The organism is Alphaproteobacteria bacterium (genome assembly GCA_040220875.1).
GTDB lineage: Bacteria > Pseudomonadota > Alphaproteobacteria > JAVJVX01 > JAVJVX01 > JAVJVX01.
In genome coordinates this window covers 78,863-95,459 of sequence record JAVJVX010000006.1, presented here as the reverse complement: position 1 = coordinate 95,459, position 16,597 = coordinate 78,863, and the positions used below count along the sequence as shown (strand labels likewise).

16 protein-coding genes are annotated in these 16,597 nt (G+C 64.9%); 10 read left to right on the top strand and 6 right to left on the bottom strand.

Features of this window, described 5'->3' with window-relative positions; all coding sequences use genetic code 11:
- Window positions 1-4: 4 nt before the first annotated feature.
- Genes sufC through RLQ26_06465 form a run of 3 tightly spaced genes read right to left on the bottom strand, consistent with a single transcriptional unit; the run spans window position 5 to window position 2,749 of the window.
- On the bottom strand, window positions 5-757 hold the full coding sequence (gene sufC, locus RLQ26_06475) for a Fe-S cluster assembly ATPase SufC (GenBank protein ID MEQ9088370.1): 753 nt from the start codon (window positions 755-757) through the stop codon (window positions 5-7).
- A gap of 59 nt (window positions 758-816) precedes the next feature.
- Window positions 817-2,268 (bottom strand): Fe-S cluster assembly protein SufB, encoded by a 1,452-nt coding sequence (gene sufB / locus RLQ26_06470; GenBank protein ID MEQ9088369.1) that lies wholly within the window; start codon window positions 2,266-2,268, stop codon window positions 817-819.
- Window positions 2,269-2,275: 7 nt separating this feature from the next.
- Window positions 2,276-2,749: an SUF system Fe-S cluster assembly regulator gene (locus RLQ26_06465; GenBank protein MEQ9088368.1), complete on the bottom strand. Its 474-nt coding sequence runs from the start codon at window positions 2,747-2,749 to the stop codon at window positions 2,276-2,278.
- 274 nt (window positions 2,750-3,023) lie between these two features.
- Between RLQ26_06465 and RLQ26_06460 the strand changes: the two genes are divergently transcribed.
- From RLQ26_06460 to RLQ26_06450, 3 genes are all read left to right on the top strand, one after another.
- Complete coding sequence (locus tag RLQ26_06460) at window positions 3,024-3,833, top strand: aspartate dehydrogenase (GenBank protein MEQ9088367.1); 810 nt, start codon at window positions 3,024-3,026, stop codon at window positions 3,831-3,833.
- Window positions 3,834-3,908: 75 nt separating this feature from the next.
- Window positions 3,909-4,322 carry a dihydroneopterin aldolase gene (folB, locus tag RLQ26_06455; GenBank protein ID MEQ9088366.1) on the top strand — a complete coding sequence of 138 codons (414 nt, stop codon included), beginning with the start codon at window positions 3,909-3,911 and terminating at the stop codon, window positions 4,320-4,322.
- Window positions 4,323-4,339: 17 nt separating this feature from the next.
- A complete protein-coding gene (locus tag RLQ26_06450) occupies window positions 4,340-4,705 on the top strand; it encodes a 4a-hydroxytetrahydrobiopterin dehydratase (GenBank protein ID MEQ9088365.1) in 366 nt (121 codons plus the stop codon).
- Window positions 4,706-4,712: 7 nt separating this feature from the next.
- Here RLQ26_06450 and aepY read toward each other — a convergent pair whose 3' ends face one another.
- From aepY to RLQ26_06435, 3 genes are all read right to left on the bottom strand, one after another.
- Window positions 4,713-5,852: a phosphonopyruvate decarboxylase gene (gene aepY, locus RLQ26_06445; GenBank protein MEQ9088364.1), complete on the bottom strand. Its 1,140-nt coding sequence runs from the start codon at window positions 5,850-5,852 to the stop codon at window positions 4,713-4,715.
- Between the two features lie 9 nt (window positions 5,853-5,861).
- On the bottom strand, window positions 5,862-7,532 hold the full coding sequence (aepX, locus tag RLQ26_06440; GenBank protein ID MEQ9088363.1) for a phosphoenolpyruvate mutase: 1,671 nt from the start codon (window positions 7,530-7,532) through the stop codon (window positions 5,862-5,864).
- Between the two features lie 128 nt (window positions 7,533-7,660).
- Complete coding sequence (locus RLQ26_06435) at window positions 7,661-8,401, bottom strand: ABC transporter substrate-binding protein (protein ID MEQ9088362.1); 741 nt, start codon at window positions 8,399-8,401, stop codon at window positions 7,661-7,663.
- 2 nt (window positions 8,402-8,403) lie between these two features.
- Here RLQ26_06435 and RLQ26_06430 point away from each other — a divergent pair, with 2 nt between their 5' ends.
- From RLQ26_06430 to ispH, 7 genes are all read left to right on the top strand, one after another.
- On the top strand, window positions 8,404-11,064 hold the full coding sequence (locus RLQ26_06430; GenBank protein ID MEQ9088361.1) for an MMPL family transporter: 2,661 nt from the start codon (window positions 8,404-8,406) through the stop codon (window positions 11,062-11,064).
- Complete coding sequence (locus RLQ26_06425; GenBank protein MEQ9088360.1) at window positions 11,061-11,825, top strand: phosphocholine cytidylyltransferase family protein; 765 nt, start codon at window positions 11,061-11,063, stop codon at window positions 11,823-11,825. Before RLQ26_06430 ends, RLQ26_06425 begins: the two co-directional genes overlap by 4 nt.
- A complete protein-coding gene (locus tag RLQ26_06420) occupies window positions 11,815-12,465 on the top strand; it encodes a CDP-alcohol phosphatidyltransferase family protein (protein MEQ9088359.1) in 651 nt (216 codons plus the stop codon). The genes RLQ26_06425 and RLQ26_06420 overlap by 11 nt, the downstream gene beginning before the upstream one ends.
- Entirely contained in the window at window positions 12,462-13,478 is a 1,017-nt protein-coding gene (locus RLQ26_06415; protein MEQ9088358.1) for an NAD-dependent epimerase/dehydratase family protein, read from the top strand. Before RLQ26_06420 ends, RLQ26_06415 begins: the two co-directional genes overlap by 4 nt.
- Window positions 13,475-14,473 carry a lysylphosphatidylglycerol synthase domain-containing protein gene (locus RLQ26_06410; GenBank protein ID MEQ9088357.1) on the top strand — a complete coding sequence of 333 codons (999 nt, stop codon included), beginning with the start codon at window positions 13,475-13,477 and terminating at the stop codon, window positions 14,471-14,473. Before RLQ26_06415 ends, RLQ26_06410 begins: the two co-directional genes overlap by 4 nt.
- Window positions 14,474-14,648: 175 nt before the next feature.
- Entirely contained in the window at window positions 14,649-15,329 is a 681-nt protein-coding gene (locus RLQ26_06405; protein MEQ9088356.1) for a CDP-alcohol phosphatidyltransferase family protein, read from the top strand.
- Between the two features lie 232 nt (window positions 15,330-15,561).
- The gene (gene ispH / locus RLQ26_06400) at window positions 15,562-16,581 is read left to right on the top strand and encodes a 4-hydroxy-3-methylbut-2-enyl diphosphate reductase (GenBank protein ID MEQ9088355.1); all 1,020 of its coding nucleotides are present in this window, start codon (window positions 15,562-15,564) and stop codon (window positions 16,579-16,581) included.
- The last annotated feature ends 16 nt before the right edge of the window (window positions 16,582-16,597 follow it).

The following is a 16,597-nucleotide window of genomic DNA, read 5'->3' as shown; positions in this document are numbered from 1 at the left end:
TCGATCAGGCTGCCCGGCCGTTCACCAGCTCGCCGTAGCCTTCTTTCTCCAGCTCGTGGGCCAGTTCCTTGCCGCCCGACTTGACGATCCTGCCCTGCGCCAGGACGTGGACGAAATCAGGAACGATATAGTCCAGCAGCCGCTGGTAGTGGGTGATCAGGAGAAACCCGCGCTCGGGGCTCCGCAGCCGGTTCACGCCATCGGCCACGGCCTTCAGCGCATCGATATCGAGCCCCGAATCGGTCTCGTCCAGGATGGCGAGCGTGGGTTCCAGCATCGCCATCTGGAAAACCTCGAAGCGCTTTTTCTCGCCGCCCGAAAACCCGACATTGACCGCGCGTTTAAGAAGCTCCTCACGCATCTCGAGCAGCTTGAGTTTCTCGCGCATGATCTGGAGGAACTCCATGGCGTCGAGCTCGGCTTCGCCGCGCGCCTTGCGCACCGCGTTCACGGATTCCTTGAGAAAGCTCATGGATGCCACGCCCGGGATTTCCACCGGATACTGGAAGGCCAGAAAGATGCCGGCGCCGGCGCGTTCCTCGGGCTCGAGCGCAAGCAGGTCCCTGCCCTGGTAGGTGACGCTACCCTTTGTGATTTCGTATCCGTCGCGCCCGGCCAGCACGTGGGACAACGTGCTTTTGCCCGATCCGTTGGGCCCCATGATGGCGTGCACCTCACCCGCCCCGACCTCGAGGTCGATGCCGCGAAGGATTTCCTTCCCGCCGGCGGTCACGTGCAGATCCTTGATGTTCAGCATGTCGTCATTCCTTGTGGTGCATGTCCGGCCTTGTGGCCTTGTGGTGCATGTCCGGTTCGTCAGCCGACGCTGCCTTCCAGGCTGACGCCCAGAAGTTTTTGCGCCTCGACGGCAAATTCCATCGGCAGTTCCTTCAGGACTTCCTTGCAGAAGCCGTTGACGATGAGCGAAACCGAATCCTCGGCCGACAGCCCGCGCTGGCGGCAATAGAACATCTGGTCATCGCTGATCTTGGAGGTCGTCGCCTCGTGCTCGACCCGCGCGGTCCGGTTGCCCGTCTCGATATAAGGGACTGTGTGGGCGCCGCATTTGTCGCCCAGGAGCAGGCTGTCGCACTGGGTGAAGTTGCGCGCGTTCTCGGCCTTGGGGCTAATGCGCACCAGCCCGCGATAGGTGTTCTGGCCGCGCCCGGCTGAAATCCCCTTGGAGATGATCGTGGATCTCGTGTTCTTGCCAAGATGCACCATCTTGGTGCCCGTATCGGCCTGCTGGTAGTTATTGGCGATCGCGACCGAGTAGAACTCACCGACTGAATTCTCGCCCTGCAGGATGCAGCTCGGGTATTTCCAGGTGATGGCGGAGCCGGTCTCCACCTGCGTCCAGGAAATCTTCGAATTTCGCCCGCGACAGGCCCCCCGCTTGGTGACGAAATTGTAGATGCCGCCCTTGCCTTCCGCGTCGCCCGGGTACCAGTTCTGCACCGTGGAGTATTTGATCTGCGCGTCGTCATGGGTGACCAGCTCGACGACGGCGGCATGAAGCTGATTCTCATCACGCATGGGGGCCGTACAGCCCTCGAGGTAACTCACATAGCTGTCGTCATCGGCGATGATCAGCGTGCGCTCGAACTGGCCCGTGTTGGCCGCGTTGATCCGGAAATAGGTGGAGAGTTCCATCGGACAGCGCACGCCCTTCGGGATGTATACGAAGGATCCGTCGCTGAAAACCGCGGAGTTGAGCGCCGCATAGAAATTATCGCCCGCCGGCACGACGCTGCCGAGATATTTCCGTACGAGATCGGGATGGTTCTGAATGGCTTCCGAAATCGGGCAGAAGATGACGCCGGCCTCCGAGAGCTTTTCCTTGAAGGTGGTGGCGACCGAAACACTGTCGAAGACCGCGTCCACGGCAACACCTGCCAGCGCCGCCCGCTCGGCCAGCGGAATGCCGAGTTTCTCGTAGGTCTCAAGCAGCTCGGGGTCCACTTCGTCCAGGCTTTTGGGCGCGTCGTCCTTGCTTTTCGGGGCCGCGAAATAATAGGCGTCCTGAAAATCGATTTTGGGGTAATGCACCCGCGCCCATTCCGGCTCCGTCATGGTCTGCCAGTGGCGGAAGGCCTTGAGGCGCCATTCCAGCATCCATTCGGGCTCTTTTTTCTTGGCCGAGATGAACCGTACGATGTCCTCGTTCAGCCCCTTGGGGGCGAACTCGGACTCGATATCCGTATAGAAGCCGTATTTGTACCTGGAGACTTCCTCGACGGTTTCTCTGGTCTCGACTGAGGCCATGATGCGCTCCTTACACTCGTTCGTCTTGTTTGATGACCGTCGGCGCCGGCACGGGTCGGGTCGGGTCGGGGAAGATCAGATCGGGGGCCGAAAGATCGGCCAGGGTCAGGTTGTCGAGCGCCTGGTTGATCGCGGTGTTGATTTTTTTCCAGGCGGTGCTCGTCGGGCAGAGGGATTCGAGGTTGCACGACGTCTCGCCGTCGCTCGAACACTCCGTCAGGGCGATGGGGCCGTCGACGGCGGCGATGATATGGGCGACCGGGATGTCGGCCGCATCCTCGGCCAGGCTGTAGCCGCCTCGGGGGCCGCGCTGAGAGGTGAGGAGTCCGGCATGGCTCAGCAGCTTCAGGATTTTGCTGACGGTGGCCTGGGGCAGGGCCGTTTCATGGGCCAGCTCGGCCGCCGTGAACTGGCGGTCCGGGCGCTGGGCCAGCCGGCTCATCGCAATCACGCTGTAATCGGCCATGCGGCTCAGACGGATCATCCTGTTCTCCCGGCTCCTCTTCCGGTGCTGCTGGCGGCAAAAATTGGCGGAATTCCGCCATGGCTGCCAAATAGCACCAATTTGGTGCCTTTTAGATAGAGAGCCCGGCAGCGAGAGTCAAGAACGCCGCCACCGGAAATCCGTGCACGCTCTGATCGACACCCGAAAACCCCGGATCGGCCCTGAGCCCACGATGGCGCTTGGGTGCGGCCCGCCAGGGCCGTATGGTCGCGCTCCCGGCGGTCGCCCGCCGGGCGCCAGCGAGGACGACGTCGTGACCGAAGATTCCAGTGTTCGCCAGCCCCTTCCCGTCGGCCTGATCGGCTATGGCGCCATCGGGCGTGACGTGCTGCGCCTGCTCGAGGCGGGCAAGGCGCCGGACGTCCGCCTCGTCGGTGTTTTCACGCGGGACGAGGGGGCGGCCTCGCTCCCGCCGGCCGATCTCCTCTGCCTCGATTTCGAGGCCCTTCTCGCCCGTGCCCCGCGCCTCGTGATCGAGGCGGCGGGCGCCGAAGTGCTCGCCCGCTTCGGGCCCGAGGTGCTTGCCCGCGGGATCGATCTCCTCTGCCTGTCGGTCTCGACCCTGGCCGAGCGGGATATCGAGGCGGCGCTCGACCGGGCGGCGGAAACGGGCGGCGGCAAAATCCTCGTCCCCTCGGGCGCCATCGCGGGGCTGGACGCGATCTCGGCCGCGGCTTCCGAGGGGTTTGACCGGGTCACCCTCATACAGCGCAAGCCGCCGGCAGCGCTCCTGGAGCCGGCCGAAGCCGTGAAGGTGACGGCCGAGCAGGTGCTCTATGACGGGACCGCGCGGGACACGGCGCTGCGCTTCCCGCGCAATTCCAATATCGCCGCCGCGCTCGCGCTGGCGGGCGCCGGGTTCGACCGGACCAGGGTGCAGGTGATCGCCGATCCGGCCGTGTCGCGCAACACGGTGGAACTCCATGCCAAGGGGCCGTTCGGCGAACTCAGGGTGGAACTGGCCAACGTCCCCAGCATCAATCCCAAGACGAGCAAGCTGACGGCGCTTTCCGTCATCGCCAGCCTGCGGCGCTACAGCACCCGGCGAGTGGTGCCGGCCTGATACGCCCTCATCGTGGCGATGGCGTCGCCCGCCCGGCTTTGGTACCGTCGGCGTTCCGATGACAGGGACAGGTCCATGACCGCTTACCGCCGCACCCATCTTTCCTCCCGCACCGTGACACCGCCGCAGCCGGCGGGGCTTTATACGGTTTTCGTCCGCGATCTGCTGCTCGACGCGAAGGTCGGGATCCACGCGCATGAGCGCGAACTGGCCCAGCGCATCCGCATCAATATCGAGCTCGATGCCGAAATGCCGGCCGCCGGGGGCCGCGGGCATATCGACGAGGTGGTGTGCTATGAAGACCTCGTGACCCGCATCCGGGCGGTCGTGACCCGCGCTCATGTCGGGCTGATGGAGACCCTGGCCGAGCGGATTCTCGAGGCCTGCTTTACTGATTCGCGTGTCGCGGGGGCGACGGTGCGCCTCGAGAAGCTCGATGTGTTCGAGGACGCGGAAAGCGTCGGGATCGAGATCAGCCGCATCCGCTGACGATCGAGGGGGACGCCATGGCAAAACCCGAGGCCTATAGCGAAAGCGAGATCGAACGAAGGCTCGCAGCCGAACTGCCGGGCTGGACCTATACGGACGGTCATCTGACGCGGCGCTATGACACCCATAACTGGAAGGCGACCGCGATGGCGATCGGTGCCATCGCCCATCTCGCCGAGGCCGCCTGGCATCACCCGCTGCTGACGGCTTCCTTCCCCTGGGTGCAGGTGCAGTTGCAGACCCACGAATCGATGGGCATTACCGACCGCGATTTCGAACTCGCGCGCAAGATCGACGAGGTGCTGCTCTGGCGGCCCGAGAACGAGGGTGGCGCGCTGACAGGCATCCCCGACGATCCGAAATTCGCCTATCTGAAAAAATAGCCGCGCTTCAGGCGCGCGCAATGCAGTCCCGGAAGCGGCGGGCCACCTCGGGGGGTGTGATGGTGGGCCGGCCGAGCCCGCTGATCGAGCCGGGTGCGATCCGCATATGCACGAGCGCCGGACCGCCGGCGGTGGCGGCCTGTCTCAGCGCGGCCTCAAAGCCGCCGATATCGTCAGTGACGAAAGAGCAATCGTAGCCGGCAGCGAGGGCGATGGCGGCAAAGTCCACATGGGCCGAATCGGTGCGCTGGCCGCCGGTGGAATCGTGCACCCCGTTATCGAGCACGATATGGATGAATTTTCCGGGATGGCGCGCGCCGATCGTGCTCATCACCCCCATATGCATCAGCAGCGCGCCGTCGCCATCGAGCACGAAGACGGGTTTTTCCGTGTTCAGCGCCAGGCCCAGCCCCATCGCCGAGGCGCAGCCCATGGACCCCACCTGGTAGAGGTGGTTTTCGCGATCGTCGAGCGTGAACAGCTCGCGCCCGGATTTGCCGGTCGTCGCGATGACGGGATGGGCGGCGCTGTTATGCGCCAGAAATGCCTCGAGCGCCTCGACGCGGCGCACCCGCGCGCCGCCCGTCGTCAGATCGGTGAGCGTCCCGCGCGGCCGGCGTGGAAGTTCGGGCTCGTCCAGCCCGTCATCGCGCACGCTGTCCTTTTGCATGATGAGCGCCACCGGCAGATCCGTCCGGTCCATCATGCGCCGCGCTTCCGACAGCACCGGCACCACCTGGTCCGCCTCGGTCGGGAACAGCAGATGGGGGATGCGCATGAGTTCCAGCAGATCGGGCGTGATCTGGCCCATGAGCTCGTGCTGCGGCTCGTCCTTGAGGCCGGGCTGCGCGCGCCAGGTGACGATCAGCAATGTCGGGATCCGGAAGGCGAAGTTCAGGCTGGTGAGCGGGTTCACCATGTTGCCAAGCCCCGAATTCTGGCACATCACGGCCGTCCCGCGCCCGGCAAGCCAGGCCCCGGCCGCGATTGCGACCGCCTCGCCCTCATTTGCCGCTCCCACGTAGTGGAGGGCGTGGTCGGAAATGACGCGATTGATGATCGGTGTCAGGAAGGAGCAGGGGACGCCGGTGAAGAAGTCGATGCCCCGCGCGCGTGCGGGGGCGAGAAACCCGTCGGCCTCAATCATGGCCGGACGCTACAGGAAGTTCCGCGCATTGGCGAGGTCGAAGGCGTCATCCACGTCGAGCCAGTGGCCGGTGACGTAAACGACGCGCGGCTTGTGGCCCTGCCTGATGAGGTGGTTCATCAGATCGGGCATGCCCTTCCGGCCAAGTCCCTCCGCACCATCCGCCATCGCGGCCAGCGCCGTCTTCACCATCTCGGCCCCGGCGGCGCTGAGCTTGACCAGCCCGACCCATTCGCCGTGAGTATGGGTCGGCGGCAGATGATCGCCGATTTCCTCCAGATGGACGGGTGCCTCGTCGGCCAGATAATCGCCGGTGAAGGGGCGAGAGCATTGCACCAGGTCCGATACCCGATGTTCGCGCGCGACATCGCGCTTCTGCCAATAGGCATCGGCCACCACCACGATGTCGCCCGGTGTATCCAGCAGGTTGTCGAGATGATAGCGGCGGAACAGGATATCGCCGTAAGTGATGACGCTGGGGCCGGTCAGCCTGTCGGCGGCGCGGGCCAGCGAATGCAACTCGCCCGTGGTTTCATAGTCGTCATTGTCGTAGGTCGCGACCGACGGCAGGTCGATCTTGTCCTTCTGATAACCGCGCACGACGGCGATATCCCGGATGCCGCCTTCGCGCAGGGTGCTGACAAGGCGGTGCAGCAGGGGCCGCCCGCGCACATCCACCATGCATTTCGGCTGATCGGCCGTGAGCTCGCCCAGGGCCGCCCCGCGCGAGGCGGCCAGCACGATTGCCCCCGGCCGGTCGGCATCCTGCGGCAGATAGCGTTTTTCCGCCTGCGAGAGTTCCTGGTTGCCGGCGAGATCGAAGATATCCCTGACCGAGGCGATCCGGCCTTCCACCTCCATCAGGCTCTCGGCCTCAAGAATCTCGTGATACGTCTCGCGCATCGCCGTGATGGCAGCCCGGAGGCCATGATTGGCCCAGATGACGGTGGAAATTTTCTCGTCCCGGAAGCGTTGCGTGGGTGTTGTGTAATACATGGTGGGCACGATGACCACGGGGGCACGCTGGCCCCATTCACGCATGAAGGCGAAGATTTCGTCGGGGCTTTTTTTCTTGGAATGGATGAGCACCGCGTCGGCGCCGGCATCGTGGTAGGCTTCGGCCCGGCGCAGCGCCTCCTCGAGCCCCCAGCCGGATATCAGCGCCTCGACCCGTGCGATCACGCAAAACTGGTCGTCGAGCTGGCTGTCCTTGCCCGCCTTGATCTTGCCGCAGAACTCGTCGATATCGGCCAGCGGCTGGCCTTCGCCGATGAAGGAGTTGGTTTTCGGAAAGAGCTTGTCCTCGAGGCAGACACCGGCGATGTCGCGTTGGCTCAGTTTTTTCACGAGACGCCGGACATTGTTGAAATTGCCATACCCGGTATCGCCGTCGACCAGGATCGGCCCCGTCGTGGCGTCGGACATGAACTCGAGCACTTCGAGGATCTGAGTCCAACTCGCCTCGTTACTGTCGCGCACGCCGAGCGCGGCCGACATGGAAAGCCCTGAGGCCCAGATCCCGCCAAATCCGGCCTCCTCGACCAGCTTGGCCGAAAGCGCGTTATGCGCCTCCATCAGAAAGGAAAGCTCGGGCGCGTAGAGAAGCTGACGCAACTGGCCCGCTTTCGTGGGCGCCGCCGGCTGGCGCAGATGACGAATGAAATTGACGGCCTTCACCATACCTCGTCCCCAGCCGCCCGTTCCCGGGTCCCGGCATGACGTCTCCAAGTCCCGCCAATATACGGGATTTTTCGCTGTTTCAAAGAGGTGACAGGGTGAAACCAGCCGGAAAACGGGGCTGGCGCCCGTCAGGAAGCCTCGTCGCTGGCCAGATCGGCGATCCGTGCATCGATCCGGCGCAGCAGTTCCTCGATCCCGTGATTGCGCAGGACGGAGCTGTATTCCGAACGCCGGGTCGCCAGCTCGCTGATCCGGCCATCGAGGTAGATATCGACCACCTGCCAGTTTCCGTCGCCGCGCATGACGTAATTGAGTGACACCGTGCTGCCATCCGACTTGACCAGGTGGGTCTTGACCAGCTTGGTGCCGCGCGGCGCGTCCTCGACCCCCAGGGTCTTGAAGGTTTCACCGCTGAACCCGCTGAAGCGCGAGGCATAGGTGGCCACCGTCATCCGCGCAAAGGCCTTGGAAAGCCGCTCCTGGTCGCTTTCCGACAACTGGCGCCACTTGCTGCCGGCAACGACGCGGGCCATGAATTCAAGAGCGAAGCTCTCATGTATCGCGGGCTCCAGCCATTTGTACCGCCCCTCATATCCCAGAAGCTCGGCCTCCTGCATCATGTTCAGGAGTGTGGCGTGAAAATTCTCGACCGTGAGGCGAGCGGTCTGCTCCGCGCTGTCACGAGCCGTGGTGCCGGCGATCTGAGCCACATTGGTGGCGGTACCTTGCCCGGCTTCCACGCCAGAGGCTATAAGCAGGGAAAGCGCCAGGAGCGCGCCGCCCCATTGGCGCGCCCGGCGCGACCTCTGACGGATCACGGTCACCAGCCCGCCCCGCAGGGTGCGTCCTTGGTTAAGTCGAGAAGCCACCGATGATCCAATCCCTTGTCGACGCCTATGTTTCATTTCTCGCCCGTTGGGTCGGCCGTGTGCAGCAACACGCCCTGATCGTGATCCTCGCGGCCCTGGTCGTGACCGCCGGTGCCGGATATATCACCGCTAGCGGCCTCAAGATCAACACCGATACGGCCGACATGCTCTCGCGGGACCTGGATTACCGCCAGACCTATATCGCCTACAAGGAGGCGTTTCCGCAGTTCGCCGACAATATCGTGCTCGTGGTCGACGGGGCGACGGCCGACCGGGCCGACACGGCAGCGCGCCTCCTGGTCGGGAAAATGCGCGCAGAAATGGGCGAAAAAGGGGCGGGGCGGTTCAAATCCGTCTTCTACCCCGCGGGGGACCCGTTTTTCCGCAAGCACGGCCTCCTTTATCTGGACGTCGACGATCTGGACCGGCTGCTGGCCCGTCTCGCCGAGGCCCAGCCCCTCATCGCCAGCCTGACGGAAGACCTGAGCCTCAGGGGGCTTGCCACGGTCATGGCCGAGGCGGCCCGCGAAATCGGGCGCGGCGAAGAGGCCCCCGGCGATTTCGAGCTGTTTCTCGATCACATGGGCGCGGTCGTGGACAAGGCCAGCCGGGACCAGCCGGGCCGCATGCCCTGGCGCGAGGTCATGGAATCGCCCGCCGATGTGGCCGAGGCCCGCCGGCGCATCATCGTGGCCCAGCCGGTGCTCGATTACGGCAGGCTCGACCCCGCCCGGCCGGCCATGGAATGGATCCGCGAGGCGCAGCGCGACCTCGGGCTGGTCCCGCAAAATGGCGTGAAGATCGGGATCACCGGCTCGGCCGCTCTCGAGACGGAAGAGCTCGAAAGCGTCGCCGCGGGGGCCGAGACGGCCGCGCTGATCTCGCTGGTTCTGGTCAGCGTGCTGTTGGTCGTGGGGCTGGGCTCGTTCAGAATGGTGGCGGCGGCCCTGGTGACGCTCATCATGGGGCTGGTCTGGACGGCCGCCTTCGCGACGCTTGCCATCGGCCATCTCAATCTCATCTCCGTGGCTTTCGCGGTGCTGTTCATCGGGCTGGGCGTGGACTTCGCCATCCATTTCGCGTTGCGCTACCGCGAAGCGGCGCGCGCCGGCTCCGCACCCGACGAGGCGCTGGCCCTCTCGGCGCGCGGCGTCGGCGCCGCGCTGACGCTGAGTGCAGTTGCGGCCGCGATCGGCTTTCTCTCGTTCGTACCGACCAGCTACGTCGGAATTTCCGAGCTGGGGGTCATTTCGAGCGCCGGCATGGCGATTGCCCTGGTGGCCAGTCTGACGGTCCTGCCCGCTCTGCTGAGGCTTTGGCCGCCACGGTTTCCGGTGGTGAAGGTTTCACCCGCCAAGTCGGCACGGGCGACATCGCCGGCGCTCACCTGGCTGGCGCGTCAGCCCCGGCCGGTGCTCGCCCTCGCCCTGCTGGCCGCTCTCGCAAGCCTGACGGTCCTGCCCGCGGCCCGGTTCGATTTCGATACGCTGAGTTTGCGCGACCCGCAGACCCAAAGCATGCGGACGCTCGCCGATCTGACGGAAGCGAGCGACCAGCCGGTCTATACGATCAGCGTCCTCGCGCCCGATCTGGGCGAGGCCTGGGCGATCGCGTCCCGCCTCGATGCGTTGCCGGAAGTGGATGGCACCATTACTGCCGCCAGCTTCGTACCGGCGAACCAGGGCGTAAAGCTGGAGCTTGTCGCCGAGGCGGTTCTGTTTCTGGGGCCGGCCCTGGCGCCGGCCGAAGTGACGCCCGAATCGCCGCTCGATCGGCGCGCAGCCGTGAGATCCCTGCGTCAGAGCGTGGTCAGTCTCGCCGCCCTCGATCGCTTTCCCGAACTCTCGGAGGCGGCCGCCTATCTCGCCGATGCGTTCGATCAGTTTCTTCTGGCCGAACCCGATGACGCCGACTTCCTGGACCTGGAGAACCGCCTGCTTGGCGGTCTCGACGAACGTCTGGCCGATCTTCGCCTGGCGCTTTCGACCGAAGGGGTAGTGCCGGACGATCTGCCCGATTCGCTGGTGGCGCGTTATATGGCGGCTGATGGCCGTGCTCGCGTGGAGGTTCTGCCCCGAGATGATCTGCGCGATAATGAAAGTCTCACCCGCTTTGTCGAGGCCGTGCGCGCAGTCGCGCCCGATGCCACGGACAGCCCGGTCATTCTTCTGGAGTCGGGCCGCGCGGTCGTTAAGGCGCTGGTCGAGGCGCTGGTGATCGCGCTGATCGGTATCACAATCCTGCTGGTGATTGTGCTGCGCAGTTTCGCCGACACACTTCTCGTGCTCGGTCCGCTCGCCCTTGCGGCCATACTTACCGCGGCGACATCGGTTCTGCTGGGTCAGGCCTTCAACTTCGCTAACGTCATCGTGCTGCCGCTGCTGCTGGGGCTTGGTGTCGCGAGCGCGATCCATCTCGTGCTGCGCAGCCGCGAGAGTGCAACTACCCAGGATTTGCTCGCAAGCTCGACCCCGCGCGCGGTCATGTTCAGCGCCCTGACCACTGTGGGGTCGTTCGGTTCGCTGGCGATTTCCAGCCACCGCGGAACCGCCAGCATGGGATTGCTCCTGAGCCTCGCGATCCTGTTCACGCTGGTGGCGACGCTGGTCGTTCTCCCGGCCCTGCTCGATCTTCGCGCGCGCCGACGGGCGGGACGCTTATGAAGGCGCTGATGCTGGCTGCCGGCAAGGGACGGCGCCTCGGTGCGGGCGACGACGCACCGCCCAAGGTTCTGTTGCGCATCGCCGGGCAGACCCTGCTGGCCCGTCATCTCAATATCCTGGCCGCAGCCGGCATCGAGCGCCTCGTCATGGTCGTGGGCTACCGCCATCGCGACATCGAGGCCGAGCTCGACAGGCTGGGCGCCCGCGCGCGGGTCGAACTGATCCATAATCCCGATTATGAGGAGGGCAGTGTCGTCAGCCTGGCCTGCCTGGCCGACCGGCTTCGTGAAGGCCGTGATTTTCTGCTGATGGATGGCGACGTGCTTTACGATCGCCGCCTGATCGACCGCCTGACGCGAACACGGCACGCCAACTGCTTTTTGATGGATCGCGATTTCGAACCGGGGGCGGAACCGGTTAAACTCTGCATCCAGGACGGCCATATTGTGGATTTCCACAAGCGGGTTCGGAACGCGTACGATTTCGCGGGCGAATCCGTGGGGTTTTTCCGGTTTTCGGGTGAGTTCGGCCGTCGCCTGGCGGCGCGCGCCGAGGCCTATCTGGCGACCGGGCGACGCGAGGAATGGTATGAGGAAGCCATCCGGGATCTTTTGATGGACAGCCCGGCCGGCACGTTCGGCTACGAGGATGTCACGGGCTACCCGTGGCTGGAGATAGATTTTCCGGAAGACCTCGTCCGAGCGGAGCGGGAGGTCATGCCCGCGATCCGGGCCATCGAGGAGGCCGATTATGGGCACTGACGGCGAAACCATCGCCCTCGATCAGAAACTGGCGCGGATTCTGGTGCGCCCGCTGGCGCGCACGGCGCTCCATCCCAATTGGCTGACGGCGCTGGGGCTGGGGCTGGGTGCGGTCGCGGCCGGGCTCTTCGCGCTTGGTATCGACCGCACGGTCCAGAACCTGGCCGTGTTCGTCTATGTGCTGGCGATCTTCATGGACCACACCGATGGCGAACTGGCCCGCATGACCGGCAAGACCAGCCGCGCGGGGCATTACTTCGATCATGTGCAGGCGGTTTTCAATTACACGAGCGTGTGGGTCGGCATGGGGATCGGGCTGGCCCAGGGCCATCTCGGGGCGACGGCGATCTGGATGGGCATCGTTGCGGGTCTTGGTTGTGCCGTGATTTTTGGCGCCCGCCTGGCGCTTGAGGAGATTATCGGCAGCCACCACGTCCGCCAGAAGATCAAGGGCGGCGTCGAGCCCGAGGATATGCTCTACCTCCTCGCGCCGGTCATCTGGCTTGGCGGTATCGAGTACCTGCTGATGGCCGCCGCCATCGGTGCACCCGTTGGCGCGGTGATCGTGCTCGCCCTCGCCGGGCGCGACCTCCTGCGCCACCGGCGCGCGGCCGCCGGCACGCCGGACCGCCCCTCATGACCAGCCTGGTCACTGGCGGGACAGGTTTCGTTGGCTCGGCCGTGGTTCGCCGGCTTCTGGCGGCGGGCGAGAGCGTGCGTGTCCTGACCCGGCCGACCAGCGATCGCCGGGCGCTTGCCGGACTCGATGTCGAGGTTGTGACGGGCGATCTGACCGACCGCGATTCGGTGCGGGCGGCGGTCCGGGGGACCGACACGCTTTTCCACGTGGCGGCCGATTACCGGCTCTGGGTACCGGACCCGCCGACGATCTATGCCGCCAATGTTGAAGGCAGCCGCAATATCATACTGGCCGCGGCGGAGGCGGGAATCGATCGCATCGTCTACACCAGCAGCGTCGCCGTACTGGGACTTCACCCCGACGGCCGCCCGGCGGACGAAGAGACGCCGTCGACCGCTTCCGGCATGATCGGCCACTACAAGCGGTCGAAGTTTCTTGCGGAAGAAGCGGTCATGGCGCTCGTGCGCGACGAGAAGATTCCGGTGCGTCTCGTCAATCCGGCGGCGCCCGTCGGGCCTTTTGACGTCAAACCGACTCCCACCGGCCGTATGATTCTCGATGCGGCGGCGGGGCGGATGCCCGCCTATGTGGATACCGGACTGAACGTCGTGCATGTCGATGATGTCGCCGAGGGCCATCTCCTGGCGCTTGAGAAGGGGGTTCCGGGGCGACGCTATATTCTCGGTGCGGAGAATCTGTATCTGAAGGAGATTCTCCGCGACATTGCGGACCTGACAGGCGGCAGGCCGCCGATGGTCAGGCTGCCACACAATCTGATCATGCCGGTTGCCTATCTGTCGGAGGGCTGGGCGCGTCTCACGCGCGGGGGCGAACCGCGTGTCACCCGTGACGGTGTGCGCATGGCCCGGAAAACCATGTTTTTCTCGGCCGACCGCGCACGACATGAGCTGGGCTTCAAGCCGCGCCCCGCACGCGAGGCGCTTGTCGATGCGATCGACTGGTTCCGGCAGGCAGGCTATCTCGGGACAGGGCAAAGCGGCAAAGGCTCATGAACAAGGCAGGCTGGGTGCTCGCCTTCCTCGGATTTACCGCCGTGATCGCGCTGATCGCCTATTACGGCGGAGGGGAGGTGCTGGATGCGATGGCGCTGGCCGGATTCTGGGGACTGTTCTGGGTCAGCGCGTTTCACGTCTTCCCGCTGATCGCGGATGTGCTCGCCTGGGCCCATGTCTTTCGGCCCACCGATCGCCCCCGCACGTTCACCCTTACCTGGACGCGCTGGGTGGCCGAATCGGTCAACAAGCTTCTTCCCGTCGCCCAGCTTGGCGGCGAATTCGTGCGCGCCCGTCTCATCAGTCAGGCAGGAGTCCGGGGGCCGGTCGGGGGTGCCACGGTCGTCGTCGACATGACGATCGGCGTTTTCACGCAAGTGATCTTCTCCCTGATGGGCGTCGCTGCCCTTTACCTCGTGGCCGATGCCGGCGAAAGCCGCAACCTGGGCCAGGGGCTGCTGTTCGGGCTCGGCGTTTTTTCGCTGTTGTTCGTCGGGTTTTATGTCGCCCAGCATTACGGGCTCTTCCTGGTGCTCGCGCGGGCGCTCGAAAAAGTCGCGGGCGGGCGCGAGTTTATGGCCCTCTCCGGTGGAGCGGCCGCGCTCGATGACGAGATCGTCGCCGCTTATCGTCGGCTTGGCGCGCTTTTCTGGTCGAGCGTCTGGCGGCTCGCAAGCTGGGTGATTGGCGCCGGCGAAGTATGGCTCGCCATGTATTTCCTCGGTCATCCCGTCACCCTGATGGAGGCCGTGATGCTCGAAAGCCTGAGCCAGGCCGCGCGCGGGGCCGCGTTTTTCGTGCCGGCCGGACTCGGCGTGCAGGAAGTTGGCCTGGTGGCGCTCGGCGCCATGATCGGCATCGGGCCCGAGCTCGCGTTGGCCCTGTCGCTGGTCAAGCGCGTGCGCGAGCTTGTCCTCGGCCTTCCCGCCCTCCTTGCCTGGCAACTGGCCGAGGGCAAGCGTTTGTGGCGCCATCGCCCGCCGCCCGCCACCTGACCTGTCCCTCCGGTGCGGCTGAGGTTTGATCCGCGTCAACCGGTTCCCGGACGCCCGATGCTTTAATGGGAATGTCATATTAAGAGCGGCCCCAGTTAAAAGCGGCCCCAGTTAAAAGCGGCCCCAGGCACGCCTGCTCGACAGTTATGGAGTGAGTGCCATGCGGAACGAAAGAATGTCCCGTCGCATTGCAGACGCCGATAACCCCGGGGCCTACGACCAGCGGCTCGCCCGCTGGCTGATGCGGCCCTTCGTGAACAGCCGGTTGGCTCCCAATCACGTGACCACGGCAACTCTCATTCTTTGCCTCGTGGCGGCGGTCCTCTTCGCCACGGGACATGGCCCGGCCATTCATGTCGCGGCCGGGTTGTTCGTGCTCGCCCGTTTTCTCGATCACGGCGATGGAGAGTTGGCGCGTATGCAGGGAACCGCCAGCCGGTTGGGCGCGCGCTACGATTATGTCGCGGGCGCACTGTCCTACGCGGCGCTTTTCATCGGTATAGGGATAGGCCTGTCGGATAGCTGGCTTGGTGCGGCCGCGCTCGTACTGACCGTGCTGGGTGTCCTGGCGGGCTTCGCGCATATGCTGCTTCGCGTGACCGCCAGGCAGGCGCGCGTCGGGCGAGGGCCGGATGGCGGATCGGACGGGATGGGGCAGGCAGCGGGCGACTATCCGCGGTTTGGCAGATTCGACCTCGAGGACGGCATCTATCTTCTGGCACCGGCCACCTGGCTCGGCGGACTGGCGGTGTTTTTCGTTCTGGCCGCGGCGGGCGCGGTGGTCTTTGCGCTCTGGACGGCCTTTCAGCAGGTGCGCGAAACCATGCCCCGCTCGCACGGCCCGGGCGCCAGGTGACCCGACCCCGGTCGGCAGCTCCAATTCCGCCCCCGGATTCGTCCCGAATTTTGGTTGACGGCGCGCACCGCCATCCGCATGTTCTGTCCTTGGGATAGGACGCGGACCCCGGCAAAATCCGCCTAAAGTCCGGAAAACTTTATGGTTTTTAGAACGATGCTGGGGCGCTAGCTATTAGCGGGGCCACCATCGGGCCGCGCGACGGCGCGCCCGCAGGAGACAGGTGACAGCAATGGTCGAGGCTCAGACAAACGCAAGCGACGACGCGCACGGATCGGCACCGGGCAAGCGGGAGTTCAAGCTTCTGCTGGCGGAGCCGCGCGGCTTCTGCGCCGGGGTGGAGCGGGCGATCGAAATCGTCGAGCGGGCGATCAAGCTTTTCGGTCCACCCGTCTACGTGCGCCACGAAATTGTGCATAACAAGCGTGTGGTCGAGGATCTCAAGGCCAAGGGTGCGGTTTTCGTCGAGGAGCTCGACGAAGTGCCGGAGGACGCGGTAACGGTTTTCAGTGCGCATGGTGTCTCCCAGACCGTCGAGGATTCCGCCAAGTCGCGCGAGCTCCCGGTGATCGACGCCACCTGTCCGCTGGTGGCCAAGGTTCATATGGAAGGCCAGCGCTATGCCGCGCGCGGGCACGAGGTTGTTCTGATCGGTCATGAAGGCCATCCCGAGGTGGAAGGGACGCTCGGCCGTATCCCCGGGCCGGTGCATCTCGTCTCCAGCGTGGAAGGGGTGGATTCGCTCCGCGTTTCAGATCCCGACAAGGTCGCCTATGTGACCCAGACGACGCTCAGTGTCGACGACACGCGCGAGGTGATCGACGCATTGAAGAGGCGCTTTCCCGCGATCGTTGGCCCCGATGTCAAGGACATCTGTTATGCGACGCAAAACCGCCAGACGGCGGTGCGCGAACTGGCGCGCCATGTCGACCTCATCCTCGTCGTAGGTGCGCAGAACAGTTCCAATTCCAACCGGCTTTGTGAGATCGGGCGCGAAATGAACGTGCCCAGTTACCTGATCGACGACGCGGGTTCGGTGCGCCCCGAATGGTTCGATGGCGTCGATACCGTTGGTGTAACGGCTGGCGCTTCGGCACCGGAAGAACTGGTCAAGGAACTGATTCAACGGATCGGTCAGTTCGGGACCGTGACCGTGAGCACTCTCGAGGGTATTCACGAAAACGTGCAGTTCAAGCTTCCGGAGCAGCTTCGCGACGACGTTGCCCGCGTGGAAAGCGGCCAGATACACTGATCCGGCCAGTCGGGCG

Excerpts from the sequence above, each read along its gene's own strand:
- sufC (MEQ9088370.1), bottom strand. The coding sequence starts at position 757 with ATGCTGAACATCAAGGATCTGCACGTGACCGCCGGCGGGAAGGAAATC.
- aepY (MEQ9088364.1), bottom strand. The coding sequence starts at position 5,852 with ATGATTGAGGCCGACGGGTTTCTCGCCCCCGCACGCGCGCGGGGCATC.
- RLQ26_06405 (MEQ9088356.1), top strand. The coding sequence starts at position 14,649 with ATGTCCCGTCGCATTGCAGACGCCGATAACCCCGGGGCCTACGACCAG.
- RLQ26_06430 (MEQ9088361.1), top strand. The coding sequence starts at position 8,404 with ATGATCCAATCCCTTGTCGACGCCTATGTTTCATTTCTCGCCCGTTGG.
- RLQ26_06415 (MEQ9088358.1), top strand. The coding sequence starts at position 12,462 with ATGACCAGCCTGGTCACTGGCGGGACAGGTTTCGTTGGCTCGGCCGTG.
- ispH (MEQ9088355.1), top strand. The coding sequence starts at position 15,562 with ATGGTCGAGGCTCAGACAAACGCAAGCGACGACGCGCACGGATCGGCA.
- folB (MEQ9088366.1), top strand. The coding sequence starts at position 3,909 with ATGACCGCTTACCGCCGCACCCATCTTTCCTCCCGCACCGTGACACCG.
- RLQ26_06425 (MEQ9088360.1), top strand. The coding sequence starts at position 11,061 with ATGAAGGCGCTGATGCTGGCTGCCGGCAAGGGACGGCGCCTCGGTGCG.
- RLQ26_06450 (MEQ9088365.1), top strand. The coding sequence starts at position 4,340 with ATGGCAAAACCCGAGGCCTATAGCGAAAGCGAGATCGAACGAAGGCTC.
- RLQ26_06410 (MEQ9088357.1), top strand. The coding sequence starts at position 13,475 with ATGAACAAGGCAGGCTGGGTGCTCGCCTTCCTCGGATTTACCGCCGTG.
- aepX (MEQ9088363.1), bottom strand. The coding sequence starts at position 7,532 with ATGGTGAAGGCCGTCAATTTCATTCGTCATCTGCGCCAGCCGGCGGCG.
- RLQ26_06420 (MEQ9088359.1), top strand. The coding sequence starts at position 11,815 with ATGGGCACTGACGGCGAAACCATCGCCCTCGATCAGAAACTGGCGCGG.
- RLQ26_06465 (MEQ9088368.1), bottom strand. The coding sequence starts at position 2,749 with ATGATCCGTCTGAGCCGCATGGCCGATTACAGCGTGATTGCGATGAGC.